Below are 25,128 nucleotides of genomic sequence, written 5' to 3'. Positions count from 1 at the left end.
TTAGTTGTCCGGTGCGCTGGTGCCGGATTTCGCCACCTTTCGCGGATGATTGGCCTGATTATTGGCGCTGGTTTCACGATCAAACAGCGCCAGCTTCTCCAGAAACCACATGTCCTGAAACCGCATCGGGCTGTGCCTGTCGGAACTCATCGTGTGAGGGGTATCCATCGCCGTAGCGCGTTTTTTTGTGGCTAATTTTCCTTCTCTCATCATCGTTTCCTTCTGCCTGTTTTATCGTCATCCATGGTGATTACTATTATTCACTTTGTCTTTTTTGAGCAAATAGGCCGCGCTTATTGCTGCTATTGTCAGCAGCGCTGAAGGCAAACTTTCATGATTCTTAAAAGAATAAATCGCTGCTCAGGGCAATTTCATGCTGGAGTGAGGGGGCGTTTCGGGTAGAATCGGCAACGATAACACCTTTACACGCGCGTTTAACGACGGTTTTTAAGGATATTGAAAATGAAAAAGTTTGTGATTGCCTGTGCGGGAAGCTTGTTACTTGCAAGTGCTTCTGTACATGCCATTAGCCTTTCCGGGGAAGCAGGTCGCGATTACGCTGGTGCCAGTGCGGGCTTCGGTCTGGGCATTCCTGGGCTTGCGGGCAATGTGAGCTATGCCCACGGCGACAACAACAATGATGTATACGGCTTCGGCCTGGGATACACCATTCCTGTTGGTCCACTCAAACTGACGCTGGGTGGTAAAGCGCTGTACCTGAATCAGGATCACGGCAATGATGGCTATGGCGTCGCACTGGGCGGTGGCGTGCAGTGGCCGCTGAGCCGTCAGTTCTCGCTGTATGGTGAAGGTTACTATTCACCGGATTCCTTCTCCAGCCATGTCGACCACTATGTTGAAGGGAAAGCAGGCGTACGCTGGCAGGTGTTTGCACCGCTGAGCGTTGATGTCGGCTACCGCTACATCAACATGGCGCGTGAGAACGGCCCGGATAACAGACTGGCGGATTCTGCCTATATTGGCGTTGGTCTGAGCTTCTAATAGCTATCTGAAGTTCGAAAGAAAAAGAGCGTGAATGTTGAGTTCACGCTCTTTTTTTATGACGGACATCCTTGTCCGTCACCCTATGAGCATAAAAAAACGCTCCCAGCGTTTTTTTATGTATTGGATTAACCAATGAGAAGGTTAACTAATCGACGGTAGCCAGCCTGCCACCATCGCCAGTTGGATCAGGATAATCGCTACGCCGCTGGTGAAGACCAGTGCCAGGACCGGCGCGCCACCGCGCGTTGCGCGTATTTCAGGGCGCTGTTTGCGTACCTGCCAACTCAGCAGTACGGGAATAAGCAGTGCCAGCACGGCCAGCGCAATCGCCGCATAGCCTAGCGCCATCACGAACCCTTGCGGATAAAAGAGAGCAAACACCAGCGGGGGAATAAAGGTCAGCAAGCCCGTTTGCGCACGCCCGATAATGCTATTTTTACGTTTAAACAGATCGGCTAAATAATCGAACAATCCAAGTGCCACGCCGAGGAAAGAGGTCGCCAGTGCCAGATCGGCAAACAGGTGGACGGCCAGTTCAACGTGCGGTGAGGCAACCAGCGTGCGAATAGCCTGCATCAACCCATTCAATCCCGCCTGATCGGCCAAAATAGCGTTGAATGTTGAAGAACTGAGGCTGCCCAGCATCACAAGCTGCCAGAAAATATAGGCAATCAGCGGTATCACGCTACCGATAAGGAATATTCGGCGCAGCTTACGACTATCGCCACCCATGTAGTGCACGATACTGGGGATACTGCCGTGAAAGCCGAACGACGTCAGGATAACGGGTAATGCCGAGAGCGTCAGACCCTGTTGCAGCGGCAGCGTCAAGAGGTTGACTCGCTGAATATGCGGCACCATGACGGCCAGCATGATGACAAGCATCAGTACTTTGCCGCTAAACAAGATACGGTTAAACAAATCGACGGAGGAGGTGCCGATACAGACGATGCCTCCTGCAACCAGCGTGAAGAGCAGAATGCCTGCGGATAATGGAAGTGAGTAGCCACTCCACTGGCTGATGCTGCTGGCGAGCAGCTCGCCTGCGCCGCTGATATACGCTGCCGTGAGCGCATACATCAGAAATAGCATACTGAAACCGGTGATCCACTGTCCCCATCGGCCGAGGTAGATTTTTGCCAACGTGCCTAGCCCGGTGTGCGAGGGCTGATGCTGATACACTTCAACCAGCAATAAGGCGCTGTAACACATCAGTGCCCACAAACCGATTAATATCATCAATGTCGTGCCAAACCCGACGCCGGCGGTTGCTAGCGGCATCGCCAACATTCCAGCTCCGATAGTGGTGCCTGCAACGATAAAAATGCTGCCAAGAGTACGATTTTTCACCTATTCCTCTATAAATAGCGTGGCTATCCAGATATTTTTGGCAGCAGGGTAGAGTATTCAATGATTTCTGTCAAAACGCCGTTACGAGGGGTGTAATTTTATATTTACACTGGAGTGAGGTTCGTCGACGGTGGCGTATTTTGTGGCGGGCTGAAAGAAATATTGTGTTTGTTCATCCGACTTTTTAAAGTGGTTTCAGGATCGTCACGAGGAATAAAAAAATGCTTAGGGTCGAGATGTTATGTACCGGCGATGAAGTGCTGCATGGTCAGATTATTGATACCAATGCGGCCTGGCTGGCGGATTATCTGTTTCAGCAGGGATTACCGATGACCAGCCGGATGACGGTGGGGGATGATCTCGATGCGCTGGTGACGGCGATAACGCAGCGTAGCCAGATAGCCGATATCCTGATTGTGAACGGCGGCTTAGGGCCGACCAGCGACGATCTCAGCGCGTTGGCAGCGGCTACCGCCGCAGGAGAAGGGCTGGTTGAGCACGCGGAATGGCTGGCGCGTATGGAGGCGTTCTTTGCCGAGCGTGGCAGAGTGATGGCACCGAGCAATCGCAAGCAGGCGCAAATCCCCGCCAGTGCGGAAATGGTGGATAACCCGGTTGGCACCGCCTGTGGCTTTGCACTGCAATTGAACAAGTGCCTGATGTTTTTTACGCCAGGCGTGCCATCTGAGTTTAAAGTCATGGTCGATCAGCAAATTATGCCGCGCCTGCGCGAGCGTTTTGCTGTCGCAGATGCCCCGCTGTGCCTGCGCTTGACCACCTTTGGCCGATCCGAGAGCGATCTGGCAAGCCAGTTGGACGGCATGGCGTTACCGCCGGGCGTGGTGCTGGGCTACCGCTCTTCTATGCCGATTATCGAGCTCAAGCTAACCGGCCCTGCTGCACAGCAGGAAAACATGGAGCAACTGTGGGAAACGGTGCGCACCGTGGCAGGGGAAAATACCATTTTTGAAGGAACCGAAGGATTACCGGCACAGCTAGCACGGCGTCTGGCCGAGCGTGATATGACGCTGGCAGTGAGTGAACACTTCACGGCAGGATTGCTCAACTGGCAGCTCCAGTCGGCAAATACGCCGCTGGCAGGCGGAGAACTGCTGGCAAAGGTTGAGGATACAACTCTGTCTGGGCTAGCGGACTATGCTCGCCATCTGGCGGAGCGTCAGGGGGCGTCGTTAGCGCTGGTTGTGGGTAACCGGAATGATGCTGAGCTGTCCTTAGCGCTGCATACGCCGGAAGGATCTTTCGCCCAAACGATACAGTTCAATGTACAGCGTTACAGCCTGAAAACGCATCAGGAAGTCGTTGCGATGCTGGCGATGAACATGCTGCGCCGCTGGCTAAACGGCTGGTCAGTGTACGGCGGACACGGTTGGATTACGGTGCTGAAGACGCTGTAGTCAGCGGGGAATTACCGAGGATCTTATCCTTAACCTGCCTTAGCCACACTTCTATTCGGCTTTCGGGGTTAGTTTCGTGCGCGATAATACCGTTATCTTATGCTACCTCGTAGCACGCGCCCGACACGGGACGGCTCAAGCGCCGCTCGCCCCGTGACCCCAGGCTTTCGGCGAGAATTATGTCGCTACGCGATACCTTCGTCGGTATCTGGCTTAACGGACTGCTTGCGACACGTTCCCGACGTGGCGCAAGCTTTCGCCGCGTCCTGCGGCTCATCCGAAGCCAGCTATCTCCTCAGCATAATTTTTTACGCCGAGTTAGCACGCCCGAAACTATCACAGCAATTCAGCATAAAACGATAAGACGGGTATTCGCCTGAAAATAAAAAGGCCAGAATCAACGTTCTGGCCTTTTCCACAAGAGAATCAATACAGCAACGAGTAGAGCTGTCGACGGTAGCGGGCGGCGAGGGCGTCGCTGGTGCCGAGGGCGGCCATGATGTCCATTAGCGTTTTACGTGCGCTGCCGTTAGCGGCGGCCAGATCTTTCTTCAGGAAGCCCATCAGCAGTTCGAGCGCTTCTTCGTTACGCCCAACCTGATGCAGTTGCAGCGCCAGCTGTACTGCCAGCTCCGCATTTTTCGGGTCGGCGTCCAACTGCTGCTGTAGATGCTGAATTTCTGGCGTATCTGCTGCCTGTTTCAGTAATTCAATCTGGGCAACAAGGCTGTGATAGCGGGTATCCCTGTCTTGCAAAGGAATGGTGGCCAACACGGCTTCCGCATCTTCACTGCGGTTGATCTGAATCTGTACTTCTGCCAGCATCAGACCGATGTCGCTGCGCTGCTGGCTGAGTTGCCAGGCGTCTTTCAGCAGTTGCATCGCTTCCGGCAGTTTGTCTTCCTGAATCAGTTGCTGCGCCTGTGCGACTTTCAGCTCTTCTTCTTTCGGCAGCGCGCGTTTCAGCAACTCACGAATGGCTTCTTCCGGCTGTGGCCCCTGAAAACCGTCCAGCGGTTGCCCGTCTTTAAACAGATACACGGTTGGGATTGAGCGCAGGCCAAACTGGGCGGCTACGCGCTGTTCGGCATCACAGTCAACCTTCGCCAGAACAAACTGCCCGGCGTATTCCTGCGCCAGCTTGTCCAGTACCGGTTCCAGTTCCAGGCAGTGCTGGCTACGCCCCGACCAGAAGTAAAACAGGACTGGCAGTGTCGTGGAGTGTTCCAATACCTGATGCAGGTTGGATTCATTGACGTCAACGATAGTCGCTTGTTGTTCTAACATGAGTAGTCTCTCTTACTTCTTGAATTCATTTGACTCTTAGATGGGGCCTGTTGGTGTCACTTACAAGCCTTGTGCAGAGGTGAGTGCGCAATACATCGCCCTCTGCGACCTTATCCTCGTAATACCTTATCCAGAAGACACCCCGGTAGCAAACGACGCAGCCAGGTTAAGGCGTGAGCCACCAGCGTCACGGGATAGCGTAATTTAGGCCGTGAGCTTTCCAGCGCATGATGGAGCTTCGGTAATATCGCTTCCGGCGGCAGCGTGAAGCGCTTGGCGATGCCGGGGTTGGTGACCGGCTTGTCCGTCTGCGTCTGTGCGACATTATTGGTAAAGCGCGTACTGATTGGACCGGGCTCGATCAGGCTGACGTGCAGGCCGCTGCCGTGTAATTCCATACGCAGCGCATCTGACCAGGCTTCCAGCGCATATTTGCTGGCGGCATACGCACCGCGACCCGGCGTTGACACCAGTCCCAGCACGGAACTGGTCTGGATGATGCGGCCTTCACCGTGCGGCAGCATCGCAGGTAATAACCGCTGTGTGAGCTGATGCGTGCCGAACAGGTTGCTGGAAAACTGCCGTTCAAGCTGCTGGCGCGAAATAGTATTCAACGGGCCATACAGGCCGTATCCGGCGTTATTAAACAAACCGTACAGGCGGTTATCGGTCAGTCTGATCACCTCCGCAGCGGCTTGCTCCACGCTGGCGCTGTCATCCAGATCGAGCGTAATCGCTTCCAGACCTAGCGCGGTCAGGCGAGCAACATCCTCTGTACGACGGCAGGCTGCAATCACGCGATAGCCACGTTTTTGCAGATCCTGAGCGGCAATCAGGCCAATGCCGCTGGAGCAACCGGTAATGAAGACCGTTTTTTGCATAACTTTACCTAATTCAAAAGCCTATTTATTAAGACTCATGGTTAACTAAGGGTTCCAGCTGCTTCGCCATCCATTCTGCGATAAACGGTTGGGCATCCCGGGTTGGATGGATGCCATCTTCCATCATCCACTCCGGTTTAAGATACACCTGCTCCATAAAGAAAGGCAGCAGCGGAAGTGCAAACTGCTCCGCCAATTTGGGGTAGATATTGCTGAATGACTCGGTGTAGCGACGGCCATAGTTGGTCGGCAAACGGATCTGCATGAGCAACGGCTGGGCGTTAGCCTGTTTGACCAGCGTGATGATTTTCGTCAGATCCTGCTCGATATTGGCTGCCGGAAATCCCCGGAGCCCATCATTGCCGCCCAGTTCAATCAATACCCAACGTGGCTGATGCTGTTTCAGCAGGGCAGGAAGTCGCGCCAGCCCTTGTGCGGTGGTGTCACCGCTAATACTGGCGTTAACCACCGCGATGCCTTTTTTCTGCGTCTGCCACTGTGTGTTCAGCAGCGTTGGCCACGCGTTAGCGGCCGGCATCTGATAGCCCGCACTGAGGCTATCGCCCAGAATTAATAATGTGTCAGCGGCGAAAGCGCGTACGCTGCATAATCCCAGAAGCAAAAGGACGAAAACATGTTTGCGAAGACCAGCCCAGCGAGTGCTACGCCAAGCGAAACTGCGCACGTAGAAAACATTCTTGAAGTTCATCATCTTAGTAAGCACGTTGGTCAGGGAGAAAATCGGCTTTCCATCCTTACCGGAGTTGAGCTTATTGTCAAACCTGCGCAGACAATTGCCCTGATTGGGGAATCTGGTTCGGGGAAATCGACCTTACTGGGGATTTTGGCCGGGCTGGATGATGGCACCGAAGGCGACGTGAGCCTGATGGGCAAGTCACTCAACGCATTGGATGAAGAAGGTCGTGCGGCGCTGCGCGCTCAGCATGTTGGTTTTGTCTTTCAGTCTTTCATGCTGGTGCCGACGCTGAATGCGTTGGAGAACGTGCAATTACCTGCGTTGCTGCGCGGTGAAAGCGACAGCCACAGCCGTGGTCAGGCCGAGCAGCTGTTACAGCAGCTCGGGCTAGGTGAGCGCTTACATCATCTTCCCGCTCAGCTTTCCGGCGGTGAGCAGCAACGTGTGGCGCTGGCGCGCGCGTTCAGCGGTCGTCCTAACGTCTTGTTTGCCGATGAGCCTACTGGGAATCTGGATCGTAAAACCGGTGAACGCATCGTTGATCTGCTGTTTTCCCTCAATCGCGATTATGCCACCACGCTGATTCTGGTGACGCACGATGAACAGTTGGCGGCGCGCTGTGAACGACGTCTGCGGTTAGTCGACGGCAAGCTGCGGGAGGACGCATGAGCTGGCGGTGGTTCTGGCGCGAATGGCGCTCTCCTTCCTTATTGATCGTCTGGCTGGCGCTAACGCTGGCTGTGGCTTGTGTGCTGGCGTTGGGCACGATCAGCGACCGCATGGAAAAAGGGCTCAGCCAGCAGAGTAGAGATTTTCTGGCAGGCGACCGCGTGCTGCGTGCATCGCGGCCTGTCGCGGACACCTGGCTTCAGGAAGCAGAGCAGCGCGGGCTGACGCTTAGCCGCCAGATTTCTTTCATGACCATGACGTTTGCGGGCGATACGCCGCAGCTGGCGCAGGTTAAAGCCACCGACCAACGCTATCCGCTGTACGGCAACTTGCAGACGCGCCCCGAAGGGCTGCATACGGAAGCGGGAACGGTGCTGGTGGCTCCACGCCTGCTTGCCTTACTTGAGCTGAAAGTCGGTGACATGCTGGACGTCGGCGATACCTCGCTGCGCATCAGCGGTGAACTGATTCAGGAACCGGATTCCGGCTTCAATCCGTTTGAGACTGCGCCACGTATTCTGATGAATCTGGACGATGTCGAGAAAACGGGGGCGATTCAGCCTGGGGGCCGCATTACCTGGCGCTACATGTTTTCTGGCAATGAGAAGCAAATTAGTGAATTCAGCAACTTCATCAAGCCGCAGCTCAAGCCCGATCAGCGCTGGTATGGCATGGAGGATTCTGAAGGGGCGCTGAGCCAGTCGTTAAAGCGGTCGCAGCAGTTCCTGTTGCTGTCGGCGCTGCTGACGCTGCTGTTGTCTATTGCCGCAGTCGCGGTGGCGATGGGGCACTACTGCCGCAGCCGCTATGATTTGGTCGCTATTCTAAAAACGCTGGGGGCAGGCAAACAGGCGCTGAGGCGATTAATCATCGGGCAGTGGCTTTCTGTGCTTGGTCTGGCGGCGGTTTGCGGTAGCGTGCTTGGTCTGGGGTTTGAGGCGCTGCTGATGAAAATGCTGGCGCCGGTGCTGCCTGCGACACTGCCTGCCTCCGGGCTATGGCCGTGGGTATGGGCGCTGGGATCGCTGGTGCTGATCTCACTGCTGGTTGGGCTGCGTCCCTATCGACTGCTGCTGGCGACACAGCCGCTGCGCGTGTTGCGTCAGGATGTGGTGGCGAACGTGTGGCCGCTGCGCTATTACCTGCCGATCGTCTTGATTATTGTCGTCGGGCTGCTAGCCGTGTTGTCCGGTGGCGGCGTACTGCTGTGGTCGCTGCTTGGCGGCGTGGCGGTGCTGTCGCTACTTTTGGGTGTGATTGGTTGGGGCGGCCTGCTGCTGCTACGGCGTCTGACGGTTAAACGACTGGCGTTGCGTCTGGCGATTAATCGCCTGCTGCGCCAGCCGTGGTCGACGCTCAGTCAACTGGCTGCGTTTTCGCTGTCCTTCATGCTATTGGCGCTGCTGCTGGTGATGCGCGGTGATTTGCTGGAACGCTGGCAGCAGCAGTTGCCGCCGGGTAGCCCGAATTATTTCCTGCTGAATATCACGGCAGATCAGGTGCCACAGATAAGGGATTTCCTTTCTCAGCATGAGGTGATGCCGGAGCAGTTCTTCCCCATTATTCGTGCGCGCTTGACGGAGATTAATCAGCAGGTTGCGACGGAAGTGATCCACGAGGACGATCCGGGGGGTAACACGGTGAACCGTGAGCTGAACCTGACCTGGATGAACGGGATCCCGCAACACAATGTGTTGGTAGAGGGCGAAGCGCCGAAGACGGGCGAAGTCTCAATGGAAGAGAAAGAAGCCAAAGAGATGGGGATCAAGATTGGTGATACGCTGACCTTTACCGGCGACACGCAGCCATTTAGCGCTACGGTGACCAGTTTCCGTCAGGTGGATTGGGAAAGTCTGCGCCCGAATTTCTTCTTTATTTTCCCTGTGGGGGCGTTGGATAACCAGCCGCAGTCCTGGCTGACCAGCTTCCGCTACGATGGCGACGAGAAGATGATTACGCAACTGAATCGCCAGTTCCCGACGGTGAGCGTGCTGGATATCGGCAGTATTCTGCGTCAGGTTGGGCAGGTCTTGCAGCAGGTAAGTCGCGCGCTGGAGATTATGGTCATCCTGGTCCTGTTCTGTGGCGTGCTGCTGTTGCTGGCTCAGATTCAGGTCGGGATGCGTCAGCGACGTCAGGAACTGATGGTGTATCGAACGCTGGGGGCCGGGTTGCGCTTGCTGCGTACCACGCTGTGGTGTGAGTTCGCGGTGCTGGGCTTAGTTGCGGGAACGGCGGCGGCGATTGGCGCAGAGTCGGCCCTGTGGCTGTTGCAGCGCAAGGTCTTTAACTTTGCCTGGGAACCGAATATCGGGATGTGGATAGCACTGCCGTTAATCGCGGCGTTCCTTCTGTCGCTCTGCGGCGGCTGGCTGGGACTACGACTCTTACGAGGTAAAGCACTGTTCCGGCAGTTTTCGGGGTAATATTGCGTATAAGAATACGCCATTTTCTCTGGGACGAATTGCTATGCAAACACAGAGAAAGTTTCGTGCGCAGTACCGCCGCCACGTTTATGCAAAACCTTATAAGCGCCCGACGCAGGGCGCTCAAGCGCCGCAGCCCTGCGAACCCTGGCTTCTGGCTAAATTATGCCGCTACGCGGTTCCATCGGTGTTCATGACCGCTAACCGAGCCGCCAGTGACGCGTTCCCTACGCGGCACTGGCTTTCGCGACGTCCTGTCGCTCACTCGGCGGTCAAGCTCACCGCTGCATAATTTTTGATGCCGGATAACAGAGAAACTCGATCTTTTTACCTTACTGACTGATGGAACTTCCCGGCGCTTCGCCGCCGGTTCCCGTCACGGTTTTGTGCTTCGCCAGATATTGATGTTGGAAAATGCACATGCGGATCGTGTTGCGATATTCACCGTTGATGAAAAACTCGTGGATCAGTTCGCCTTCGACCTCAAACCCGAGCTTGCTGTAGATGTGGATCGCCTTCTGGTTTTCCTTATCCACAATCAAATACAGCTTGTAGAGGTTCAACACCGAAAAGCCGTAATCCATCGCCAGCTTGGCTGCCGTGCTGGCGTAGCCGCGGCCTTGATACGCGGGATCGATAATGATCTGAAATTCCGCGCGGCGGTGGATATGGTTAATCTCCACCAGCTCAACCAGACCGACTTTGGTCTGCTCGTGTTCAATAATGAAGCGCCGCTCGCTCTGGTCATGAATATGCTTGTCGTACAGATCGCTGAGTTCGACAAAAGCCTCGTAAGGCTCTTCAAACCAATAACGCATCACACTGGCATTGTTATCCAACTGATGAACAAAAGTGAGATCGTCCCGCTCCAGCGGTCGTAGCCGAACGGAATTGCTCGTACCGGACATAGTGAATCCTTAATTGATAAAAGGGACGTGAACCGTAGTTACCGAGGTCACGCTAGCATGAGTATGCCAACGCTAGTATAGCGGCGGGGAGGCTGGTGCTGAACGCTGAATGTGGAATGAAACACAGCAAGGTGCCCCGCATCGGTGAGACGCGGGGCGAAAGTGCATCAGAAATCGACGCTGGCGCGCAGTACCACCTGACGCGGTTCACCGACGGCGACGCGCAGATTGTTACCGCTGGAGGGATAATAGGTCTGGTCGAACAGGTTCTTCACGTTGAGTTGCCATTTCACCTTGTAACCGTTGAGCGGCAGACTATAGGCAACAAAGGCATCGGCGACGGTGTAATCATCCAGATAGAAGGTATTTGCTGCATCACCCGCGCGACGGCTGACGTAGCGCGCGCCTGCGCCAGCACGAAGATCGTCACCAGCCGCCAAACCAATGTTGCCGAAGTCCTGCGTCAGGAACAGAGAGGCGGTATGGCGCGCAGCGTTAGGCATGCGTTTGCCGTTATTTTTTGGATCGGCAGTGACGCGAGCGTCGGTATAGGCATAGGAACCGATCAGGCTTAAGGAATCGGTGATATTGCCCGCCAGATCCAGTTCGACACCTTGCGAACGTACCGTGCCTGCAGTGCGTGTTACCGTTTGACCATTTATCAGCTCGTCCACCATTACGTTTTGTTTTTCAATATCGAACAACGCCACGTTACCAGTAATGCGGTTGGGCAGGTCCCATTTGGTTCCTATTTCGTAAGATCGTCCTAACTCTGGTGGCAGTGAATCGATTTGTGTAGCGATAGAGGTGTTCGGTTTGAATGATTCACTATAGCTGGCATAAAGCGAAGAATAGGATGTCAGGCTATAAACCACACCCGCACGTGGGACAACGCGACTGTAGGTGCTGTCAGTACGCGTGACAAACGGACGCCCTTTGCCAGACATCGTATCGAACGTGTCATAACGCAGACCACCCAGCAACTGCCAGCGATCGTTAAGACGAATAGCATCTTGCATAAAGAAGGCTTTGCTATCGATATTTTCACGCTGATCGCTTTCGGCGGCGAGAACGTTAGTTGACGCAGGGAGCTGCCCATAGACCGGATTATAAATATCAAATCCAGATGTGCTCTTTGTTGCACGAATCATATCACCACGGAATGTTCTGTCTGCTTCGTAATCAAATCCAAGCAGCAATTGGTGATTGATGCGTCCCCAGTCCACATCGCCATTCAGCGTCAGTTGGACGATTTGAGCCTGAGAATGTGCATCGGCGGTTGCATCTGCACGTCGAGTCAGTATTCCTGTGTTAGCGTTATAACTCATCGCCCGCGCCTGATTGTCGCTGTAGCGGTTGCGGTTATACGAATAGGTCAGGCTGCTTTTCCAGCGGTCATTCAGATTACGGTCAACCTGCATGGTGACGCTGTCCTGATCGCCGCGTGTCGCATTGTAGCTTTCATCAAAGCGGCGATCACGTGGCGTATTAACCGGCTTGCCCGTCCCCGGATCGATAAGAGTGCCGCGATCGAAAGGTGTCAGGTATTCCATATGTTCGTAGGCTACGCGCACGGTGGTGTCTTCGCCGTACCACATCAGCGACGGCGCAACCGTCGTCTGGCGGTTACGCCCGAAGTTGCGCCAGTAATCAGTTTCATCGTGATCGACCACCATACGGTAAGCCAAGCCGGACGTACCTAACGGACCGGTGACATCCAACTGCCCGCCGCCGCCTTTGAAGCTGCTTCCCCAGCCTTCAATGTGCGTTTTCTGTACCAGTTCGGGCTTCTTACTGATGATATTGATCACGCCGCCGGGTTCGCCCATGCCGTAGAGCATGGAAGCCGGACCTTTCAGAACTTCAACGCGTTCGCTGCTGGGCGTAAAGTTACGTGCCTGAATGGAGCGAACGCCATCACGAAAGATGGATCCGTCGCGATTATCGCCGAAGCCACGTTTGATGATGGCATCCTGTGTGCCGCCCAGCGTATTGGACTGGGTGATGCCGCTGACGTTATACAGCGCTTCATCAATGTTGCGTACCGCACGATCGTCGAGTACCTGAGTCGGAACGACGTTGACGGCCTGCGGGACATCCAGCAGGCGGCTTTCCGTACGGGTGCCGGTCACGGTTTTATGCGGCTGATAGCCGGCTTCTTTTCCTGCCTGATCGCCAGTGGTGGCGTTTACCACTATTGTGTCTGCTTTGCCATCAACGATGGCTGCCTGAATGCTAAACGGCAACAGTGCCAGCAGCGGCCAGCCGTGACGTAACGTGGTCTTTTTATTCATGTGAAATCTGACTCCAATAAATCCCTGAAAATTCAATAGGTAAAAACTGCTGATAAAGTTGTTGTAGTGTTTGTTGCGGATCGATATCGGCAAATCGCTCCGGGTAGAGCGCCTTGGCAAACATTTCGACCATGACGACGTGGTACGGGCTGAGGTAGAAGTTGTGCCACATGCTCCAGGCATGGCCTGTTTGCACGGCGCGCAGGTGAGACAAAATAGGTTCCTGACGGATAAGTGTGTCGAAGCTCTCTTTCGCCTGCTCTGCATTAACCAGAGGTCCGAGCATCAGGCTGGAGAAACGTTTGCCCTCCGGCCCTGCCATGCCGGTGGCGATATAGACGTCGGGATTGGCGGCCAGCACGCGCTCCGGGCTCAGCTCTCCGTAGACGCTATTGATGGTGCCGCTGGCAATATTCTCGCCGCCAGCGAAAGTCAGCAGATCGCCAAGGCTGCCGCCGACCGCCGTGGTGCAGCAGGTGTCCCGTCTGCCCAGATGCAGATGCAGCATGACCGTCGGTTTCTTGCCGTGATATTGCGCGATGCGTTGGCGAATCACGTCCATATGCTGCTGATAGAAATTGCTGAAGGCGGTAGCGCGCGAAGATTGATTCAGTACTTCACCGAGTAGATGAATACTGGGCAATGTGTTGTTAAGCAGATCGATACGCAGATCGACGTAAATAAACGGGATCCCCGCACGGGTCAGCGTTTGTTGCAGGAGGTCTTCATTAGCCGCATTTTTTGCCAGCCGTGGCAGAATGACCATGTCGGGTTTTAACGGCAGCAGCATCTCTGCATTCATCGCTTGCAGGCTGCCGTTACCTAACTGGGGGATCTGGCTCAGCTGTGGGAATTTTTCGATATAGCGTGACCAGCTCTGCGCATCGTAGCGCGCCATATCTCCCGGCCAGCCGACGACATGTTTTGCCGGATTATCAGGTTGGAGCAACGCCAGCGTATACAGCATGCGGCTCTCGCCAAGAATGATGCGTTGAGGATTGTCTGGGATCGTGACCTGTCGGCCTAAAATGTCGGTGACGGTTTTTGCCTGCAAAAGTGGGCTAAGAAACAGCAGGCAAAGCAGTAAGACGGTACGCATGGTGGAGTTCACAAAATTTAAGATGGGGAAAGATAATCATTGTCATTTTCGTTTTCAACCGATGAAGAGTGTGTGTAATTTGGGTTGATAGAAATGTCCTTTTTTATCTGAGTCTTAGTGATTATTTCGTAAAGATTAGTAAATATTTAAAGCGCAGAGAGGGAAGGGAAAAGGGTGATAATTAATGAGTGGATGTAGAAAAGAAGACGTAATAAAAAGTAAGGCTCCGCAGGGGAGCCTTACTCTATGATGAAGCGATGAGCTGACAACATCACTCGGCAGCGTAGCCCTGTGGTGGAATACGCACGCTGTCCAGCCAGGCTTCATTATCACGCATCACCAGTCTGCCGTTCAGGAACCAGTTGATGACCATCGGATAAATCGTATGCTCGTGCGTCTTCACGCGCTCGCTCAGGCTTTCTTCCGTATCGTCACTGAATACAGGCACTTTCGCTTGCAGAATCAGTGGGCCGCCATCCAGTTCATCGGTGACGAAATGGACGGATGTCCCATGTTCCCGATCGCCATTTTCCAGTGCCTTGCGATGTGTATGCAGGCCGGGATATTTGGGCAGCAGAGAAGGATGAATGTTCAGCATTTTGCCGGCAAACTGGGCAACAAATTCCGGGCTAAGAATCCGCATGTAACCTGCCAGAACCACCAGCGCCGGCTCATATTGCTCAATTTCATTTGCCAGTGCGGCATCAAATGCGGCACGGTCGGCAAAGTCTTCAGGGTTCAGGACGCACGTAGGAATATCCGCATCCTGTGCGCGTTCTAGCCCGTAAGCCTCCGCATTATTACTGAATACGGCGACGATCTTTCCTTTAAGGCGTCCGTTCTTACAGGCGTCAATCAACGCCTGTAAGTTGCTTCCATGACCTGAAATCAGCACAACGATGTTTTTCATCAGTTAATAACCACTGCGTCTCCGGCATCGGTTTGAGTAATGACGCCGATTTTCCATGCGTTTTCGCCGCTGCTGTTGAGTAATGCAACGGCCTCGTCTGCCTGTTCGGCTGGCAGTGCGATGATCATACCAACACCGCAGTTGAAAGTACGATACATTTCGTGACGGCTGACATTACCGGCCTGTTGCAGCCAGTTGAAAACGGCAGGCCATTGCCAGCTGGATTCGTCGATCGTCGCCTGCATGCCTTCTGGCAGAACGCGTGGGATATTTTCCCAGAAGCCGCCGCCGGTCAGGTGAGAAATGGCGTGGACATCGACTTTCTCAATCAGGGACAGTATAGATTTCACGTAGATTTTGGTCGGGGCCAGCAGGTGATCGGCCAGTGATTTGCCTTCCAGCTCGAACTGCTCTGGATCGGTCTTGCTGACTTCGAGCACTTTGCGCACCAGCGAATAGCCGTTTGAGTGCGGGCCGCTGGAAGCGAGGGCAACCAGAACATCGCCGTTCTGCACTTTGCTGCCGTCAATAATTTCTGATTTTTCTACGACACCGACGCAGAAGCCGGCAACGTCGTAGTCTTCACCGTGATACATACCCGGCATTTCGGCGGTTTCGCCACCGACCAGCGCACAGCCTGATTGCTTACAGCCTTCCGCGATACCGGTAATCACACTGGCAGCGGTGTCAACATCCAGCTTGCCTGTGGCGTAATAGTCGAGGAAGAACAGCGGCTCAGCGCCCTGAACGACCAGGTCGTTCACGCACATTGCAACCAGATCGATACCAATCGTATCGTGGCGTTTCAGGTCCATCGCCAGGCGCAGTTTGGTGCCGACTCCGTCAGTGCCGGAAACCAGAATCGGTTCGCGGTATTTTTGCGGTAAGGCGCACAAGGCACCGAAACCACCCAATCCACCCATAACTTCCGGGCGACGGGTCTGTTTCACTACACCTTTGATACGGTCGACCAATGCATTGCCTGCATCGATATCCACGCCTGCGTCTTTATAGCTGAGAGAGGTTTTGTCGGTCACTGCTGAGTCCCCACGAAGGTTACGGGTCGTATTCAGAAAACACGGTATTTAGAAAACATACTGTGGTAAAAATAATGCGCGCTAATTCTAACAGTGTAGGCAATCGTTTGCGAGTGATGAGTCATCGGCTGGCTATTTTTCGTTAATGGCGACAATTTCTCTTCTCGGTTGATCTGGATCAGGCTTAATCATATGGCGCTAAGTAAAAAAGGCGGTATAATCCCGCGATTTTTTTTACGACGGGCTCTTGTGCCCGCCGCCCTGCGGGCCGCCGCAAGCGGTGTTTAAAAACGCGTTTGGCGTTTTTGTCCGTCCACTAGCCGATGGGGAGATAATGATGAAGATCGTCGAGGTGAAACACCCACTCGTCAAACACAAACTGGGTTTGATGCGTGAGAACGATATTAGCACGAAGCGTTTTCGTGAGCTGGCTTCCGAAGTGGGAAGTTTGCTGACTTACGAAGCGACGGCTGACCTGGCAACCGAAAAAGTCACCATTGATGGCTGGTGCGGTCCGGTTGAAGTCGATCAGATCAAAGGCAAGAAAATTACCGTCGTACCGATTCTGCGTGCAGGATTGGGAATGATGGAAGGCGTGCTGGAAAATGTCCCTAGCGCGCGTATCAGCGTTGTCGGCATCTACCGTGATGAAGAGACGCTGGAGCCTGTTCCTTATTTCCAGAAGCTGGTTTCCAATATCGAAGAGCGCATGGCGCTGGTGGTTGACCCTATGCTGGCAACCGGTGGCTCAATGATCGCGACGATCGATCTGCTGAAAAAAGCGGGTTGTCACAGCATTAAGGTGCTGGTGCTGGTTGCCGCTCCAGAAGGGATTGCCGCACTGGAAAAAGCCCATCCAGATGTCGAGCTTTACACGGCATCCATCGATAAAGGCCTCAACGAGCAGGGTTACATCATGCCGGGCCTGGGTGATGCGGGCGATAAAATATTTGGTACGAAATAACAGGTAAGCCGACTTGATAGTCGGCTTTTTTTTGGCGTAAACCTAAGTATTTCCTATGGTGCGCCACGGCCTGTGTTACGTCACACGCGGTTCTTTTATACATCAGCAGTCAACAGATTCCTGCTTCACTACGGTGGGGCGGGATAAGTCTGGCTGTGAAACTCCAAATAATTCGAGTTTCAGGAAGGCGGCAAGGGAAAGAATCCCGATGAGCTTACTCAGGTAAGTGATTCGGGTGAGTGACCGCAGCCAACGCACATGCAACTTGAAGTATTACGAGTACATAAGAAGTGTGGGTCTACCTGCACACATAAATAGTAACACTACAGAGGATATTGAAGATGACTCGTCGCGCCATCGGGGTAAGTGAACGACCACCCTTGTTACAAACCATCCCGTTGAGTTTCCAGCATCTGTTCGCGATGTTTGGCGCTACCGTTCTGGTACCCATTCTGTTCAAGATCAATCCGGCAACCGTACTGTTATTCAACGGTGTGGGCACGCTGCTTTATTTATTCATTTGTAAGGGCAAAATCCCGGCGTATTTGGGGTCGAGCTTCGCGTTTATTTCCCCGGTTTTACTGCTGTTGCCGCTGGGGTATGAAGTTGCACTGGGTGGCTTCATTATGTGCGGCGTGTTGTTCTGTCTGGTGGCGCTGATTGTTAAGAAAGCGGGCACCGGCTGGCTAAATGTGCTGTTTCCGCCTGCGGCGATGGGGGCGATTGTCGCCGTTATCGGTCTTGAACTGGCGGGTGTCGCAGCGGGAATGGCTGGGCTGCTGCCTGCCGATGGCGCTTCTGTCGATTCTACTGCGGTGACGATTTCACTGGCGACGCTGGCAATCACCATTCTGGGCTCGGTGCTGTTTCGCGGTTTTCTGGCGATCATCCCGATTCTGATCGGGGTACTGGCGGGCTATGCGCTGTCGTTCGCGCTGGGCGTGGTGGATTTGACTCCGATTCGTGAAGCACATTGGTTCGCGATGCCGACATTCTATACGCCACGTTTTGAGTGGTTTGCCATTCTGGCGATTCTGCCTGCGGCGCTGGTGGTGATTGCGGAACACGTTGGTCACCTGGTGGTGACGGCGAATATCGTGAAGAAAGACCTGATGCGTGAACCGGGGCTGCACCGCTCCATGTTCGCCAACGGCATTTCTACCGTGCTGTCTGGTTTCTTTGGCTCCACACCGAACACGACCTACGGCGAAAATATCGGCGTGCTGGCGATTACCAAAGTGTACAGCACCTGGGTGATCGGCGGTGCAGCAATCCTCGCGATTCTGCTCTCCTGCGTGGGCAAACTGGCGGCGGCGATTCAGGCTGTACCGGTTCCCGTTATGGGCGGCGTATCGCTGCTGCTGTACGGCGTAATTGGTGCATCCGGTATTCGCGTGCTGATTGAATCCAAAGTGGATTACAACAAAGCGCAGAATCTGATCCTGACCTCAGTGATTCTGATCATCGGCGTCAGCGGTGCGAAAGTGCACCTGGGCGCAACCGAACTGAAGGGTATGGCGCTGGCGACGGTTGTTGGTATCGGCATGAGTCTGGTGTTTAAGGTCATCAGCCTGTTCCGCAAAGAGGAAGAGATCCTCGATGCGCCGGAAGAGAACGACGCGCGTTCATAACCGCGTTATTCCTCCCCTGTTGAGGCCGTGCGTATCGCGTCCTCAACAGGGGCCGGTTTCTGTGATAAACTCGATCCGTTTCCTGCCCGTTTTGCTTGAGGTGATTCTGAACACGCCGGCACAGCTTTCATTGCCACTCTACTTACCCGATGACGAAACATTTGCCAGTTTCTATCCGGGTGAAAACGCGTCTCTTCTTGCCGCCGTCAATAATGCTTTGTATCAGGAGCATGGTAGCTACATCTATTTCTGGTCACGCGAAGGGGGCGGGCGCAGCCATTTGCTGCATGCTGCCTGCGCCGAATTGTCGCGTCAGGAACGTGCGGTGGGCTATGTGCCGCTGGATAAACGTGCCTACTTTGTACCCGATGTGCTGGAAGGGATGGAGCAGCTGGCGCTGGTGTGTATCGACAACATCGAATCTATCGCGGGCGATGAAGAGTGGGAAATGGCGGTGTTTAATCTGTATAACCGCATTCAGGAAACAGGGCGTGCTCGGCTGTTGATTACTGGCGATCGTCCGCCGCGTCAGCTGAATTTACGTCTGCCCGATCTGGCTTCTCGCCTTGATTGGGGACAAATCTACAAGCTGCAACCATTGTCGGATGACGAAAAAGGGGAAGCGCTACAGCTGCGTGCCAGACTGCGCGGATTCGAATTGCCGGAAGACGTCAGCCGTTTTCTGCTTAAGCGCCTGGATCGGGAAATGCGTACGTTATTTATGACGCTCGATCAGCTCGACCATGCTTCCATCACCGCACAGCGCAAGCTGACCATTCCTTTTGTGAAAGAGATCCTCGGGCTGTAGTTAACGATCGTTATTAACGATCGTCGTTGAGGATCGCTTACGGCTATCGTTTTACCTACAACTACAGTATTTCCAGCACCTGTTCCGGCGGACGGCCAATACGTGCCTGACCTTGTGCCACGACGATAGGGCGCTCGATGAGCTTCGGATTATCGATCATCGCCTGAATCAGCTGCGCTTCCGTTAGTGCGGCATCGGCCAGCCCCAACTGCTGATAAATCTCTTCTTTGGTTCTCATCAATTCGCGCGCGCTAGTCAAGCCCAACTGCTTGATAAGCTGAGCCAGCGTTGCGGCATCGGGCGGCGTGTCGAGATAGAGCACGACGTTGGGCGTGATATTGTGTTCCTGTAGCAGCGCCAGCGTTTCACGGCTCTTGGAGCAGCGTGGGTTGTGGTAAATCGTCACAGGTGTTTGGGTTGAGGACGGTGTCATCGTCATGCTCCTTATCAGGATTTCTGGTACTGGCGGAAGCGCTGCTGCAACTGGCGGAGCTGGTCAATGCGGGCGTCGTAACGCGCCTGTTCCAGACTCCCCAATTTAACCAGTGAACTCGCGTTGCTCAGTAACCGAATAGATTGATCGAGCTGGCCGCTGAGTGCCAGACTCTCCGCTCGTGCGGCCAGTTCTTCTGCCCGCTGTCCTTGTGCTGCTGCGGCTTGTGCCAGCAGATCCCAGCCGTTCGAATCGTCAGGGTGCGCGTAGGTGTAGCGATACAGTATTTTGCTGGCGGCAGCGGGCTGTTTCCCTTCCACATAGGCATTCGCCAGATTAAGCTGAAGTACCGGGTTCGCCTGCATTCCGGGCACGTTTTGTAAACGGGCGATAGCCTGTGTCGCGCGACTTTGTCCCAGATCGATATCCGTCATCATATCCAGAAACCACGGATTTTCAGGCGCGCTGCTTAGCAGCGGTTGCAGCACATTACGTGCTTCATCGTACTTCTTCGCCTGATAAAGCTGTATCGCGCGGCCATATTTCGCGGCCAGTTGCTCTCGTACGTTGCCTTTTTCCCATTGCTCCAGCAGATCGTTGTTCAGCGGACGTTCCGGTGAGCCATACATACCAAAGGTGCGTATTTTGGCGAACAGGAAATCCTGAGAAGATTGCACCGGCGTTGAGCGCATCTGGTTGGCGCGGTTGCGGGCATCGGACAGGCGGCTTTCCGGCAAGGGGTGAGTCAGCAACATTTCCGGCGGTCTGGAGGCATAGCGAGATTGGTCCGCCAGCTTTTGCAGGAAGTTCGGCATGGCCTGCGGATCAAAGCCCGCGCGCTGCAATACCTGAATACCGATACGGTCGGCTTCCTGCTCGTTCGCCTGCGTGAACGTAATCATGCCCTGCTGCGCGCCCGCCAGCGTGCCGCTGAGCGCCGCCATTCCCAACTGTGGGTTGGCCATCGCCAGCAGAATAGAACCGAGCGCGCCGACCCAGGTGAGTGGGGCGCTACGCTGCTGTGATTCCATGCTTCGTGCCAGATGGCGCTGGGTAACGTGAGAGATTTCATGTGCCAGCACCGAGGCCAGCTCGCTTTCGCTATCGGCGTAGCGAAACAGCGCGGAATGCAGCACTACGTTGCCGCCGAAGAAGGCGAAGGCGTTGATGTCGTCATTACGGATTAGGTAAAAATGGAACGGCGTACGCACCGAATCAGCCTGTTTGACCAATCTGTTGCCGAGCTGATTAATGTAATTGGACAGCAGCGGATCGTTGATAAGCGGCGCACCCGCTCGCAGCTGGCGGACGTAAAAATCGCCCATTGCCAGCTCCTGATTGATACTGAGCGTACCGCCTGCGGTGGTGCCGATATCCGGCAGCCGATCCTGCGTGTCGGCCTGAGCAGGAAGCAGGTTGCCAGCCAGTAATGTCCCAAACAGGACGGACATGACCGTTTTTCTTAACCGAATAGACATAACGGAAGATAACCTTATCAACAGCTAACGTGAAAACATTCTGCTGACTATCTTAGCCAGCGATGGCAGACAAAGAAATGCCCGAGCGGGAAAAACGTGGTGAAGAGAGAGAATGGCAGAGAAAACCGGCACGTATGACGGTGCCGGTGGACGAGCTGAAAACCGCGAATCAGGCGTTTTTCAGATAATCGAGAACGATGTCGTGGTGGTTGCTGGTTTTGAAGTCGTCAAAAACCTTCTCTACCTTGCCGTTTTCGTCGATCAAGAAGCTGATGCGATGAATACCGTCATAGGTTTTCCCCATGAAGGTTTTTTCTCCCCAAACGCCAAATCCTTCTGAAACCTGATGATCTTCATCAGAAAGCAGCGTGAAATTTAAGACTTCTTTCTCGACGAAGCGGGACAGCTTTTCTGATTTGTCCGTGCTAATACCGAGGACTTCAACGCCATGTTTTTTCAAATCGTCCATATTATCGCGCAGGCCGCAGGCCTGAACGGTGCATCCTGGCGTCATCGCTTTAGGGTAGAAATACACCAACACTTTCTGTCCCTGGAAGTCGGTTAAATTTACTTGTTCGCCATCTTGGTCGGGCAAGCTAAATTTCGGTGCAATATCACCGGCTTTCAGTGTGTTCATCACGACTCTCCGTCTTGTTTCTCTTCATGCTGTGGATATACCCATAATCTTTCAGCGTTATGCTACTGGGCATAGTTAACGACGCTAATACTGCCTTGTGCGTGCAATTCTGTACATAGCTGATGAAAGGCTGGCTCAATAATTGAGCTATCCAGCGTGGCAGAACTGTGTGCGGCAATCTGAATATACAGCTGCGGCGGCTTGTCACCCTCGGCGGGCTGGGTTTTTGAAACCAGCTCAGCAATGTTTAGCTGATGAGAATCGAACAAATCGGTAAAACGTTCGATGATGTGAGGGGAGTCGGCAACGTCAACCTTCACCCAGACGGTAGAAGGGGTTGGTTGGCTAGCCTGTGACTCCGTCCGCTTCATCACGATCAGCAAATCCATCTCCGCGCCTTTCAGCGGCAGGGTTGATTCAATCAGCGTTATTGCGTTCCAGCTACCGGACAGCAGCATAATGAAGGTGAACTCTTTGCCCAGCATAGCAAGACGGCTATCTTCGATGTTGCAGCCACAGCTACTGACGTGGCGCGTAATCGCATTGACAATACCGGGGCGATCGACTCCCAGCGCGGTAATAACCAGATAGTGTTCTTGTGAGCTTGGCAACATCATGCTTCCTGTCTTTTTTCCCATTAATCACATGGTAAACATAAAAAATTGCCTGGAGCAATTTTTAACGCCGCTTGCGGCGGCCCGAAGGGCGGTGGGCAGGGATAGCCCACCGTAAAAAACTGGAGCAATTTTTAACGCCGCTTGCGGTATATCAGACAATATTTCGTGATTGTAGACATTCCGCGATAAGGTAAGCACTGGTCATTGGAGATAAAGCGCCTTTCATCATGCGACGCCATCAAATAAACAACGACTGGGTAAAACAGGCTCAGCATCCCGCCTCGTTCGAACGAATTGAGGCTTTTTTCCGTGGCCATGGCTACGATCCCCACCGGCACGATACCTATGCGATTGGACGGACGCTATCCGGTGTGCAGCGTTTTCACTATCGCGGCAGCCTGTGCAATAGCGTGTCGGGGGGAACGCTGGTGCTTCATCCGGATGAGATTCATGATGGCGAAGCGGGTTCTGTCGACGGATTTCAGTACCGCATGATTTACGTTGAGCCCGCGCTGATTCAAAAAATACTCGGTGGTAAACCTTTGCCCTTCATTAACGGCGGTATATCCAACGATCCACGTCTGTTTGCGGCAACAGAACCGCTGCTCAGAGCAATGGAAGAGGCGTTTGATGAGTTGGAAGAAGACGATGTGCTCTACGATCTGGCGCAGGCACTATCGGCCGTGGGTGGGCAGCGGCATCCGCGGCGTTTGTTTGACTATCACGCTGCCGAGCGGGCGCGTGAATATATTCATGATGCTTTTGATAAGACCATTACGCTTGATGAGCTGGCACAGGTGAGCGGTCGGGATCGCTGGAGTCTGACACGCGATTTCCGCGCACTCTTCGGCACGACGCCGTACCGCTACGTCACCATGCGCCGTCTCGAACACTGTCGGCGACTCATGCTAGCTGGTGGCAGCCTCGTCGATATTGCTGCTCAAGCCGGTTTCGCCGATCAAAGCCATATGACGCGCCATTTCGTAAAGGCATTTGGCCTTTCTCCCGGCCACTGGCAGCGCATGTTCACTGCGCTTTAGCCTGCTTGCACAATCGTTCAATACAACCGGTACTCTGCTTCGCTAGCCTGAGGGCGTCATCATAAGGAGAGACGATATGTATAAATCCATTAATTTTGCCCAAAAATTAGCGTTATTTGACGATCGCTGGCAGCCGAAAGTGATCGCTGAGATGAATGACTATCAGTTTAAAATCGTTAAAATTCAGGGCGATTTTATCTGGCATTCCCATCCCGAAACGGACGAAACGTTCATCGTGCTGGAAGGCCAACTGAGAATCGATTTTCGTGACGGCAATGTGCATATCAATGCTGGGGAAATGTACGTTGTCCCAAGCGGCGTTGAACATAAGCCTTATGCAGAGCACGAAGTAAAAATGCTGCTCATTGAACCGAAAGGCGTGCTGAATACGGGTCATGAAGGCGGCGAGCGGACGGCTGAAAATGATATTTGGATTTGACCGGTTGAGTAAAAAACAACCTGAAACGTCCCGCGAGTGACGGATAAGTCGCAGTAAACGGGCTGCTTTTGTACCAAAACGTCAGAAGCATTTTTAATTTCGTTTACTGCGTCATAAAAAAACCTGCGTCAGGCACCTACAACGCCCTTGTCCGCTTGCTTTTGCATAGAAGTCAAAAGTACCATGAAGCACTTGTTTGTGGAGGGGATGGCCAATGTTTACGGGAAGTATTGTTGCGCTAGTTACGCCGATGGACGCCAAAGGCGCCGTCGATCGGGCGAGCTTGAAAAAACTGATTGATTATCATGTCGCTAGCGGTACATCGGCGATTGTCTCTGTCGGCACGACGGGGGAATCCGCCACGCTGAGTCACGACGAGCATGGCGATGTTGTGCTGCTGACGCTGGAACTGAGCGACGGACGTATTCCTGTCATCGCTGGAACCGGTGCGAATGCTACCGCTGAAGGCGTTTCACTGACTAAACGCTTCCATGGCACCGGTGTTGTTGGCTGCCTGACGGTTACACCGTACTACAATAAACCGACGCAGGAAGGCCTGTACCAGCACTTCAAAGCGATTGCCGAGCATACCGATCTGCCGCAAATCCTGTATAACGTACCTTCCCGCACCGGCTGCGACATGCTGCCGGAAACCGTTGCCCGTTTGTCCGAAGTGAAAAATATTGTCGCAATTAAAGAAGCGACGGGGAACTTAAGTCGGGTAAGCCAGATCCAAGAGCTGGTTAGTGAAGACTTCATTTTGCTGAGCGGCGACGACGCCAGCGGTCTGGACTTTATGCAACTCGGTGGTAACGGTGTGATTTCCGTAACGGCGAACATTGCTGCGCGTGAAATGGCGGAACTTTGCAAGCTGGCGGCACAGGGCAATTTTGTTGAAGCGCGCCGTTTAAATCAGCGCCTGATGCCACTGCATCAGAAATTATTTGTTGAACCCAATCCTATTCCGGTGAAGTGGGCCTGTAAGGAATTGGGACTCATGGCGACCGATACGCTGCGCCTGCCGATGACACCGCTGACCGATTCCGGTCGTACGGTGATGGGGCAAGCACTTAAGCAAGCGGGTTTGCTGTAATCGTTAGGGA

The 25,128-nt window shown here is 53.9% G+C and carries 25 protein-coding genes; 11 read left to right on the top strand and 14 right to left on the bottom strand.

The genetic code is table 11. The annotated features are described in order from the left end of the window. Complete coding sequence (locus tag MYB54_RS15850; protein WP_234830661.1) at window positions 1–213, bottom strand: catalase; 213 nt, start codon at window positions 211–213, stop codon at window positions 1–3. A gap of 249 nt (window positions 214–462) precedes the next feature. Here MYB54_RS15850 and MYB54_RS15845 point away from each other — a divergent pair, with 249 nt between their 5' ends. Then, the gene (locus tag MYB54_RS15845; protein WP_039274709.1) at window positions 463–1,002 is read left to right on the top strand and encodes a YfaZ family outer membrane protein; all 540 of its coding nucleotides are present in this window, start codon (window positions 463–465) and stop codon (window positions 1,000–1,002) included. A gap of 144 nt (window positions 1,003–1,146) precedes the next feature. On the opposite strand, the gene tyrP is transcribed toward MYB54_RS15845, so the two are convergent. Beyond that, the gene (tyrP, locus tag MYB54_RS15840) at window positions 1,147–2,355 is read right to left on the bottom strand and encodes a tyrosine transporter TyrP (protein ID WP_248721043.1); all 1,209 of its coding nucleotides are present in this window, start codon (window positions 2,353–2,355) and stop codon (window positions 1,147–1,149) included. 221 nt (window positions 2,356–2,576) lie between these two features. Here tyrP and MYB54_RS15835 point away from each other — a divergent pair, with 221 nt between their 5' ends. Beyond that, entirely contained in the window at window positions 2,577–3,770 is a 1,194-nt protein-coding gene (locus tag MYB54_RS15835; RefSeq protein ID WP_014914583.1) for a nicotinamide mononucleotide deamidase-related protein YfaY, read from the top strand. Window positions 3,771–4,196: 426 nt separating this feature from the next. Here the strand turns inward: MYB54_RS15835 and MYB54_RS15830 are convergent, their stop codons facing one another. The 3 genes from MYB54_RS15830 to tesA all read right to left on the bottom strand — a co-directional run bounded on the left by MYB54_RS15830 (window position 4,197) and on the right by tesA (window position 6,650). Next, window positions 4,197–5,057, bottom strand: a complete 861-nt coding sequence (locus MYB54_RS15830) for a co-chaperone YbbN (protein ID WP_014914584.1) — start codon at window positions 5,055–5,057, stop codon at window positions 4,197–4,199. A 110-nt stretch (window positions 5,058–5,167) separates the two neighbouring features. Beyond that, window positions 5,168–5,938, bottom strand: a complete 771-nt coding sequence (locus MYB54_RS15825) for an SDR family oxidoreductase (RefSeq protein WP_248721042.1) — start codon at window positions 5,936–5,938, stop codon at window positions 5,168–5,170. Between the two features lie 28 nt (window positions 5,939–5,966). After that, entirely contained in the window at window positions 5,967–6,650 is a 684-nt protein-coding gene (gene tesA / locus MYB54_RS15820) for a multifunctional acyl-CoA thioesterase I/protease I/lysophospholipase L1 (protein ID WP_071822632.1), read from the bottom strand. Between tesA and ybbA the strand changes: the two genes are divergently transcribed. From ybbA to MYB54_RS15805, 3 genes are read left to right on the top strand one after another with little or no spacing between them, the layout of a single operon-like run. Further along, window positions 6,573–7,304 (top strand): putative ABC transporter ATP-binding protein YbbA, encoded by a 732-nt coding sequence (gene ybbA / locus MYB54_RS15815; protein WP_010284146.1) that lies wholly within the window; start codon window positions 6,573–6,575, stop codon window positions 7,302–7,304. The two genes, tesA and ybbA, sit on opposite strands and share 78 nt — an antisense overlap. Next, window positions 7,301–9,730 carry a putative ABC transporter permease subunit YbbP gene (ybbP, locus tag MYB54_RS15810; protein WP_248721041.1) on the top strand — a complete coding sequence of 810 codons (2,430 nt, stop codon included), beginning with the start codon at window positions 7,301–7,303 and terminating at the stop codon, window positions 9,728–9,730. The genes ybbA and ybbP overlap by 4 nt, the downstream gene beginning before the upstream one ends. Before the next feature lie 43 nt (window positions 9,731–9,773). After that, complete coding sequence (locus MYB54_RS15805) at window positions 9,774–10,022, top strand: hypothetical protein (RefSeq protein ID WP_039554379.1); 249 nt, start codon at window positions 9,774–9,776, stop codon at window positions 10,020–10,022. A 40-nt stretch (window positions 10,023–10,062) separates the two neighbouring features. Here MYB54_RS15805 and speG read toward each other — a convergent pair whose 3' ends face one another. From speG to purM, 5 genes are all read right to left on the bottom strand, one after another. Beyond that, entirely contained in the window at window positions 10,063–10,638 is a 576-nt protein-coding gene (speG, locus tag MYB54_RS15800) for a spermidine N1-acetyltransferase (RefSeq protein WP_010284156.1), read from the bottom strand. A gap of 167 nt (window positions 10,639–10,805) precedes the next feature. Then, window positions 10,806–12,932 (bottom strand): TonB-dependent siderophore receptor, encoded by a 2,127-nt coding sequence (locus MYB54_RS15795; protein ID WP_014914588.1) that lies wholly within the window; start codon window positions 12,930–12,932, stop codon window positions 10,806–10,808. Next, the gene (locus MYB54_RS15790) at window positions 12,925–14,031 is read right to left on the bottom strand and encodes an ABC transporter substrate-binding protein (RefSeq protein ID WP_014914589.1); all 1,107 of its coding nucleotides are present in this window, start codon (window positions 14,029–14,031) and stop codon (window positions 12,925–12,927) included. Before MYB54_RS15790 ends, MYB54_RS15795 begins: the two co-directional genes overlap by 8 nt. A gap of 271 nt (window positions 14,032–14,302) precedes the next feature. Further along, window positions 14,303–14,941 (bottom strand): phosphoribosylglycinamide formyltransferase, encoded by a 639-nt coding sequence (gene purN, locus MYB54_RS15785; protein ID WP_014914590.1) that lies wholly within the window; start codon window positions 14,939–14,941, stop codon window positions 14,303–14,305. Beyond that, on the bottom strand, window positions 14,941–15,978 hold the full coding sequence (gene purM / locus MYB54_RS15780; RefSeq protein WP_010286490.1) for a phosphoribosylformylglycinamidine cyclo-ligase: 1,038 nt from the start codon (window positions 15,976–15,978) through the stop codon (window positions 14,941–14,943). The genes purN and purM overlap by 1 nt, the downstream gene beginning before the upstream one ends. Window positions 15,979–16,315: 337 nt before the next feature. On the opposite strand from purM, the gene upp reads away from it, so the two are divergent. From upp to hda, 3 genes are all read left to right on the top strand, one after another. Continuing rightward, entirely contained in the window at window positions 16,316–16,942 is a 627-nt protein-coding gene (upp, locus tag MYB54_RS15775; RefSeq protein WP_010286492.1) for a uracil phosphoribosyltransferase, read from the top strand. A 341-nt stretch (window positions 16,943–17,283) separates the two neighbouring features. Then, entirely contained in the window at window positions 17,284–18,573 is a 1,290-nt protein-coding gene (uraA, locus tag MYB54_RS15770; RefSeq protein WP_014914592.1) for a uracil permease, read from the top strand. Window positions 18,574–18,673: 100 nt separating this feature from the next. Then, the gene (hda, locus tag MYB54_RS15765; RefSeq protein WP_005976214.1) at window positions 18,674–19,381 is read left to right on the top strand and encodes a DnaA inactivator Hda; all 708 of its coding nucleotides are present in this window, start codon (window positions 18,674–18,676) and stop codon (window positions 19,379–19,381) included. Between the two features lie 61 nt (window positions 19,382–19,442). Here the strand turns inward: hda and arsC are convergent, their stop codons facing one another. The 4 genes from arsC to MYB54_RS15745 all read right to left on the bottom strand — a co-directional run bounded on the left by arsC (window position 19,443) and on the right by MYB54_RS15745 (window position 22,543). After that, window positions 19,443–19,814, bottom strand: a complete 372-nt coding sequence (gene arsC / locus MYB54_RS15760) for an arsenate reductase (glutaredoxin) (protein ID WP_039498784.1) — start codon at window positions 19,812–19,814, stop codon at window positions 19,443–19,445. 14 nt (window positions 19,815–19,828) lie between these two features. Continuing rightward, on the bottom strand, window positions 19,829–21,292 hold the full coding sequence (bepA, locus tag MYB54_RS15755; protein ID WP_043901826.1) for a beta-barrel assembly-enhancing protease: 1,464 nt from the start codon (window positions 21,290–21,292) through the stop codon (window positions 19,829–19,831). A 169-nt stretch (window positions 21,293–21,461) separates the two neighbouring features. Next, window positions 21,462–21,929 (bottom strand): thioredoxin-dependent thiol peroxidase, encoded by a 468-nt coding sequence (bcp, locus tag MYB54_RS15750; protein ID WP_010286501.1) that lies wholly within the window; start codon window positions 21,927–21,929, stop codon window positions 21,462–21,464. 62 nt (window positions 21,930–21,991) lie between these two features. Next, the gene (locus MYB54_RS15745; protein ID WP_010286503.1) at window positions 21,992–22,543 is read right to left on the bottom strand and encodes a glycine cleavage system transcriptional repressor; all 552 of its coding nucleotides are present in this window, start codon (window positions 22,541–22,543) and stop codon (window positions 21,992–21,994) included. Window positions 22,544–22,773: 230 nt separating this feature from the next. On the opposite strand from MYB54_RS15745, the gene MYB54_RS15740 reads away from it, so the two are divergent. The 3 genes from MYB54_RS15740 (at window position 22,774) to dapA (ending at window position 25,118) form a co-directional block, all read left to right on the top strand. Continuing rightward, the gene (locus tag MYB54_RS15740; protein WP_248721040.1) at window positions 22,774–23,586 is read left to right on the top strand and encodes an AraC family transcriptional regulator; all 813 of its coding nucleotides are present in this window, start codon (window positions 22,774–22,776) and stop codon (window positions 23,584–23,586) included. Between the two features lie 76 nt (window positions 23,587–23,662). Continuing rightward, entirely contained in the window at window positions 23,663–24,025 is a 363-nt protein-coding gene (locus tag MYB54_RS15735) for a cupin domain-containing protein (protein ID WP_014914596.1), read from the top strand. A gap of 214 nt (window positions 24,026–24,239) precedes the next feature. Beyond that, complete coding sequence (gene dapA / locus MYB54_RS15730; protein WP_010286511.1) at window positions 24,240–25,118, top strand: 4-hydroxy-tetrahydrodipicolinate synthase; 879 nt, start codon at window positions 24,240–24,242, stop codon at window positions 25,116–25,118. Window positions 25,119–25,128 lie beyond the last annotated feature (10 nt).

The organism is Pectobacterium nicotianae (assembly GCF_023272715.1).
In the GTDB taxonomy this organism is placed as follows: Bacteria; Pseudomonadota; Gammaproteobacteria; order Enterobacterales; family Enterobacteriaceae; genus Pectobacterium; species Pectobacterium brasiliense.
The sequence above is the reverse complement of the archived record's forward strand: the minus strand, read 5'-3'. Positions and strand labels throughout refer to the sequence as shown.

Excerpts from the sequence above, each read along its gene's own strand:
- bepA (WP_043901826.1), bottom strand. The coding sequence starts at position 21,292 with ATGTCTATTCGGTTAAGAAAAACGGTCATGTCCGTCCTGTTTGGGACA.
- upp (WP_010286492.1), top strand. The coding sequence starts at position 16,316 with ATGAAGATCGTCGAGGTGAAACACCCACTCGTCAAACACAAACTGGGT.
- ybbA (WP_010284146.1), top strand. The coding sequence starts at position 6,573 with ATGTTTGCGAAGACCAGCCCAGCGAGTGCTACGCCAAGCGAAACTGCG.
- tesA (WP_071822632.1), bottom strand. The coding sequence starts at position 6,650 with ATGATGAACTTCAAGAATGTTTTCTACGTGCGCAGTTTCGCTTGGCGT.
- MYB54_RS15795 (WP_014914588.1), bottom strand. The coding sequence starts at position 12,932 with ATGAATAAAAAGACCACGTTACGTCACGGCTGGCCGCTGCTGGCACTG.
- MYB54_RS15805 (WP_039554379.1), top strand. The coding sequence starts at position 9,774 with ATGCAAACACAGAGAAAGTTTCGTGCGCAGTACCGCCGCCACGTTTAT.
- arsC (WP_039498784.1), bottom strand. The coding sequence starts at position 19,814 with ATGACACCGTCCTCAACCCAAACACCTGTGACGATTTACCACAACCCA.
- MYB54_RS15740 (WP_248721040.1), top strand. The coding sequence starts at position 22,774 with ATGCGACGCCATCAAATAAACAACGACTGGGTAAAACAGGCTCAGCAT.
- MYB54_RS15745 (WP_010286503.1), bottom strand. The coding sequence starts at position 22,543 with ATGTTGCCAAGCTCACAAGAACACTATCTGGTTATTACCGCGCTGGGA.
- MYB54_RS15835 (WP_014914583.1), top strand. The coding sequence starts at position 2,577 with ATGCTTAGGGTCGAGATGTTATGTACCGGCGATGAAGTGCTGCATGGT.
- dapA (WP_010286511.1), top strand. The coding sequence starts at position 24,240 with ATGTTTACGGGAAGTATTGTTGCGCTAGTTACGCCGATGGACGCCAAA.
- ybbP (WP_248721041.1), top strand. The coding sequence starts at position 7,301 with ATGAGCTGGCGGTGGTTCTGGCGCGAATGGCGCTCTCCTTCCTTATTG.
- MYB54_RS15825 (WP_248721042.1), bottom strand. The coding sequence starts at position 5,938 with ATGCAAAAAACGGTCTTCATTACCGGTTGCTCCAGCGGCATTGGCCTG.
- MYB54_RS15845 (WP_039274709.1), top strand. The coding sequence starts at position 463 with ATGAAAAAGTTTGTGATTGCCTGTGCGGGAAGCTTGTTACTTGCAAGT.
- MYB54_RS15735 (WP_014914596.1), top strand. The coding sequence starts at position 23,663 with ATGTATAAATCCATTAATTTTGCCCAAAAATTAGCGTTATTTGACGAT.
- speG (WP_010284156.1), bottom strand. The coding sequence starts at position 10,638 with ATGTCCGGTACGAGCAATTCCGTTCGGCTACGACCGCTGGAGCGGGAC.
- MYB54_RS15790 (WP_014914589.1), bottom strand. The coding sequence starts at position 14,031 with ATGCGTACCGTCTTACTGCTTTGCCTGCTGTTTCTTAGCCCACTTTTG.
- MYB54_RS15850 (WP_234830661.1), bottom strand. The coding sequence starts at position 213 with ATGATGAGAGAAGGAAAATTAGCCACAAAAAAACGCGCTACGGCGATG.
- uraA (WP_014914592.1), top strand. The coding sequence starts at position 17,284 with ATGACTCGTCGCGCCATCGGGGTAAGTGAACGACCACCCTTGTTACAA.
- bcp (WP_010286501.1), bottom strand. The coding sequence starts at position 21,929 with ATGAACACACTGAAAGCCGGTGATATTGCACCGAAATTTAGCTTGCCC.
- MYB54_RS15830 (WP_014914584.1), bottom strand. The coding sequence starts at position 5,057 with ATGTTAGAACAACAAGCGACTATCGTTGACGTCAATGAATCCAACCTG.
- purN (WP_014914590.1), bottom strand. The coding sequence starts at position 14,941 with ATGAAAAACATCGTTGTGCTGATTTCAGGTCATGGAAGCAACTTACAG.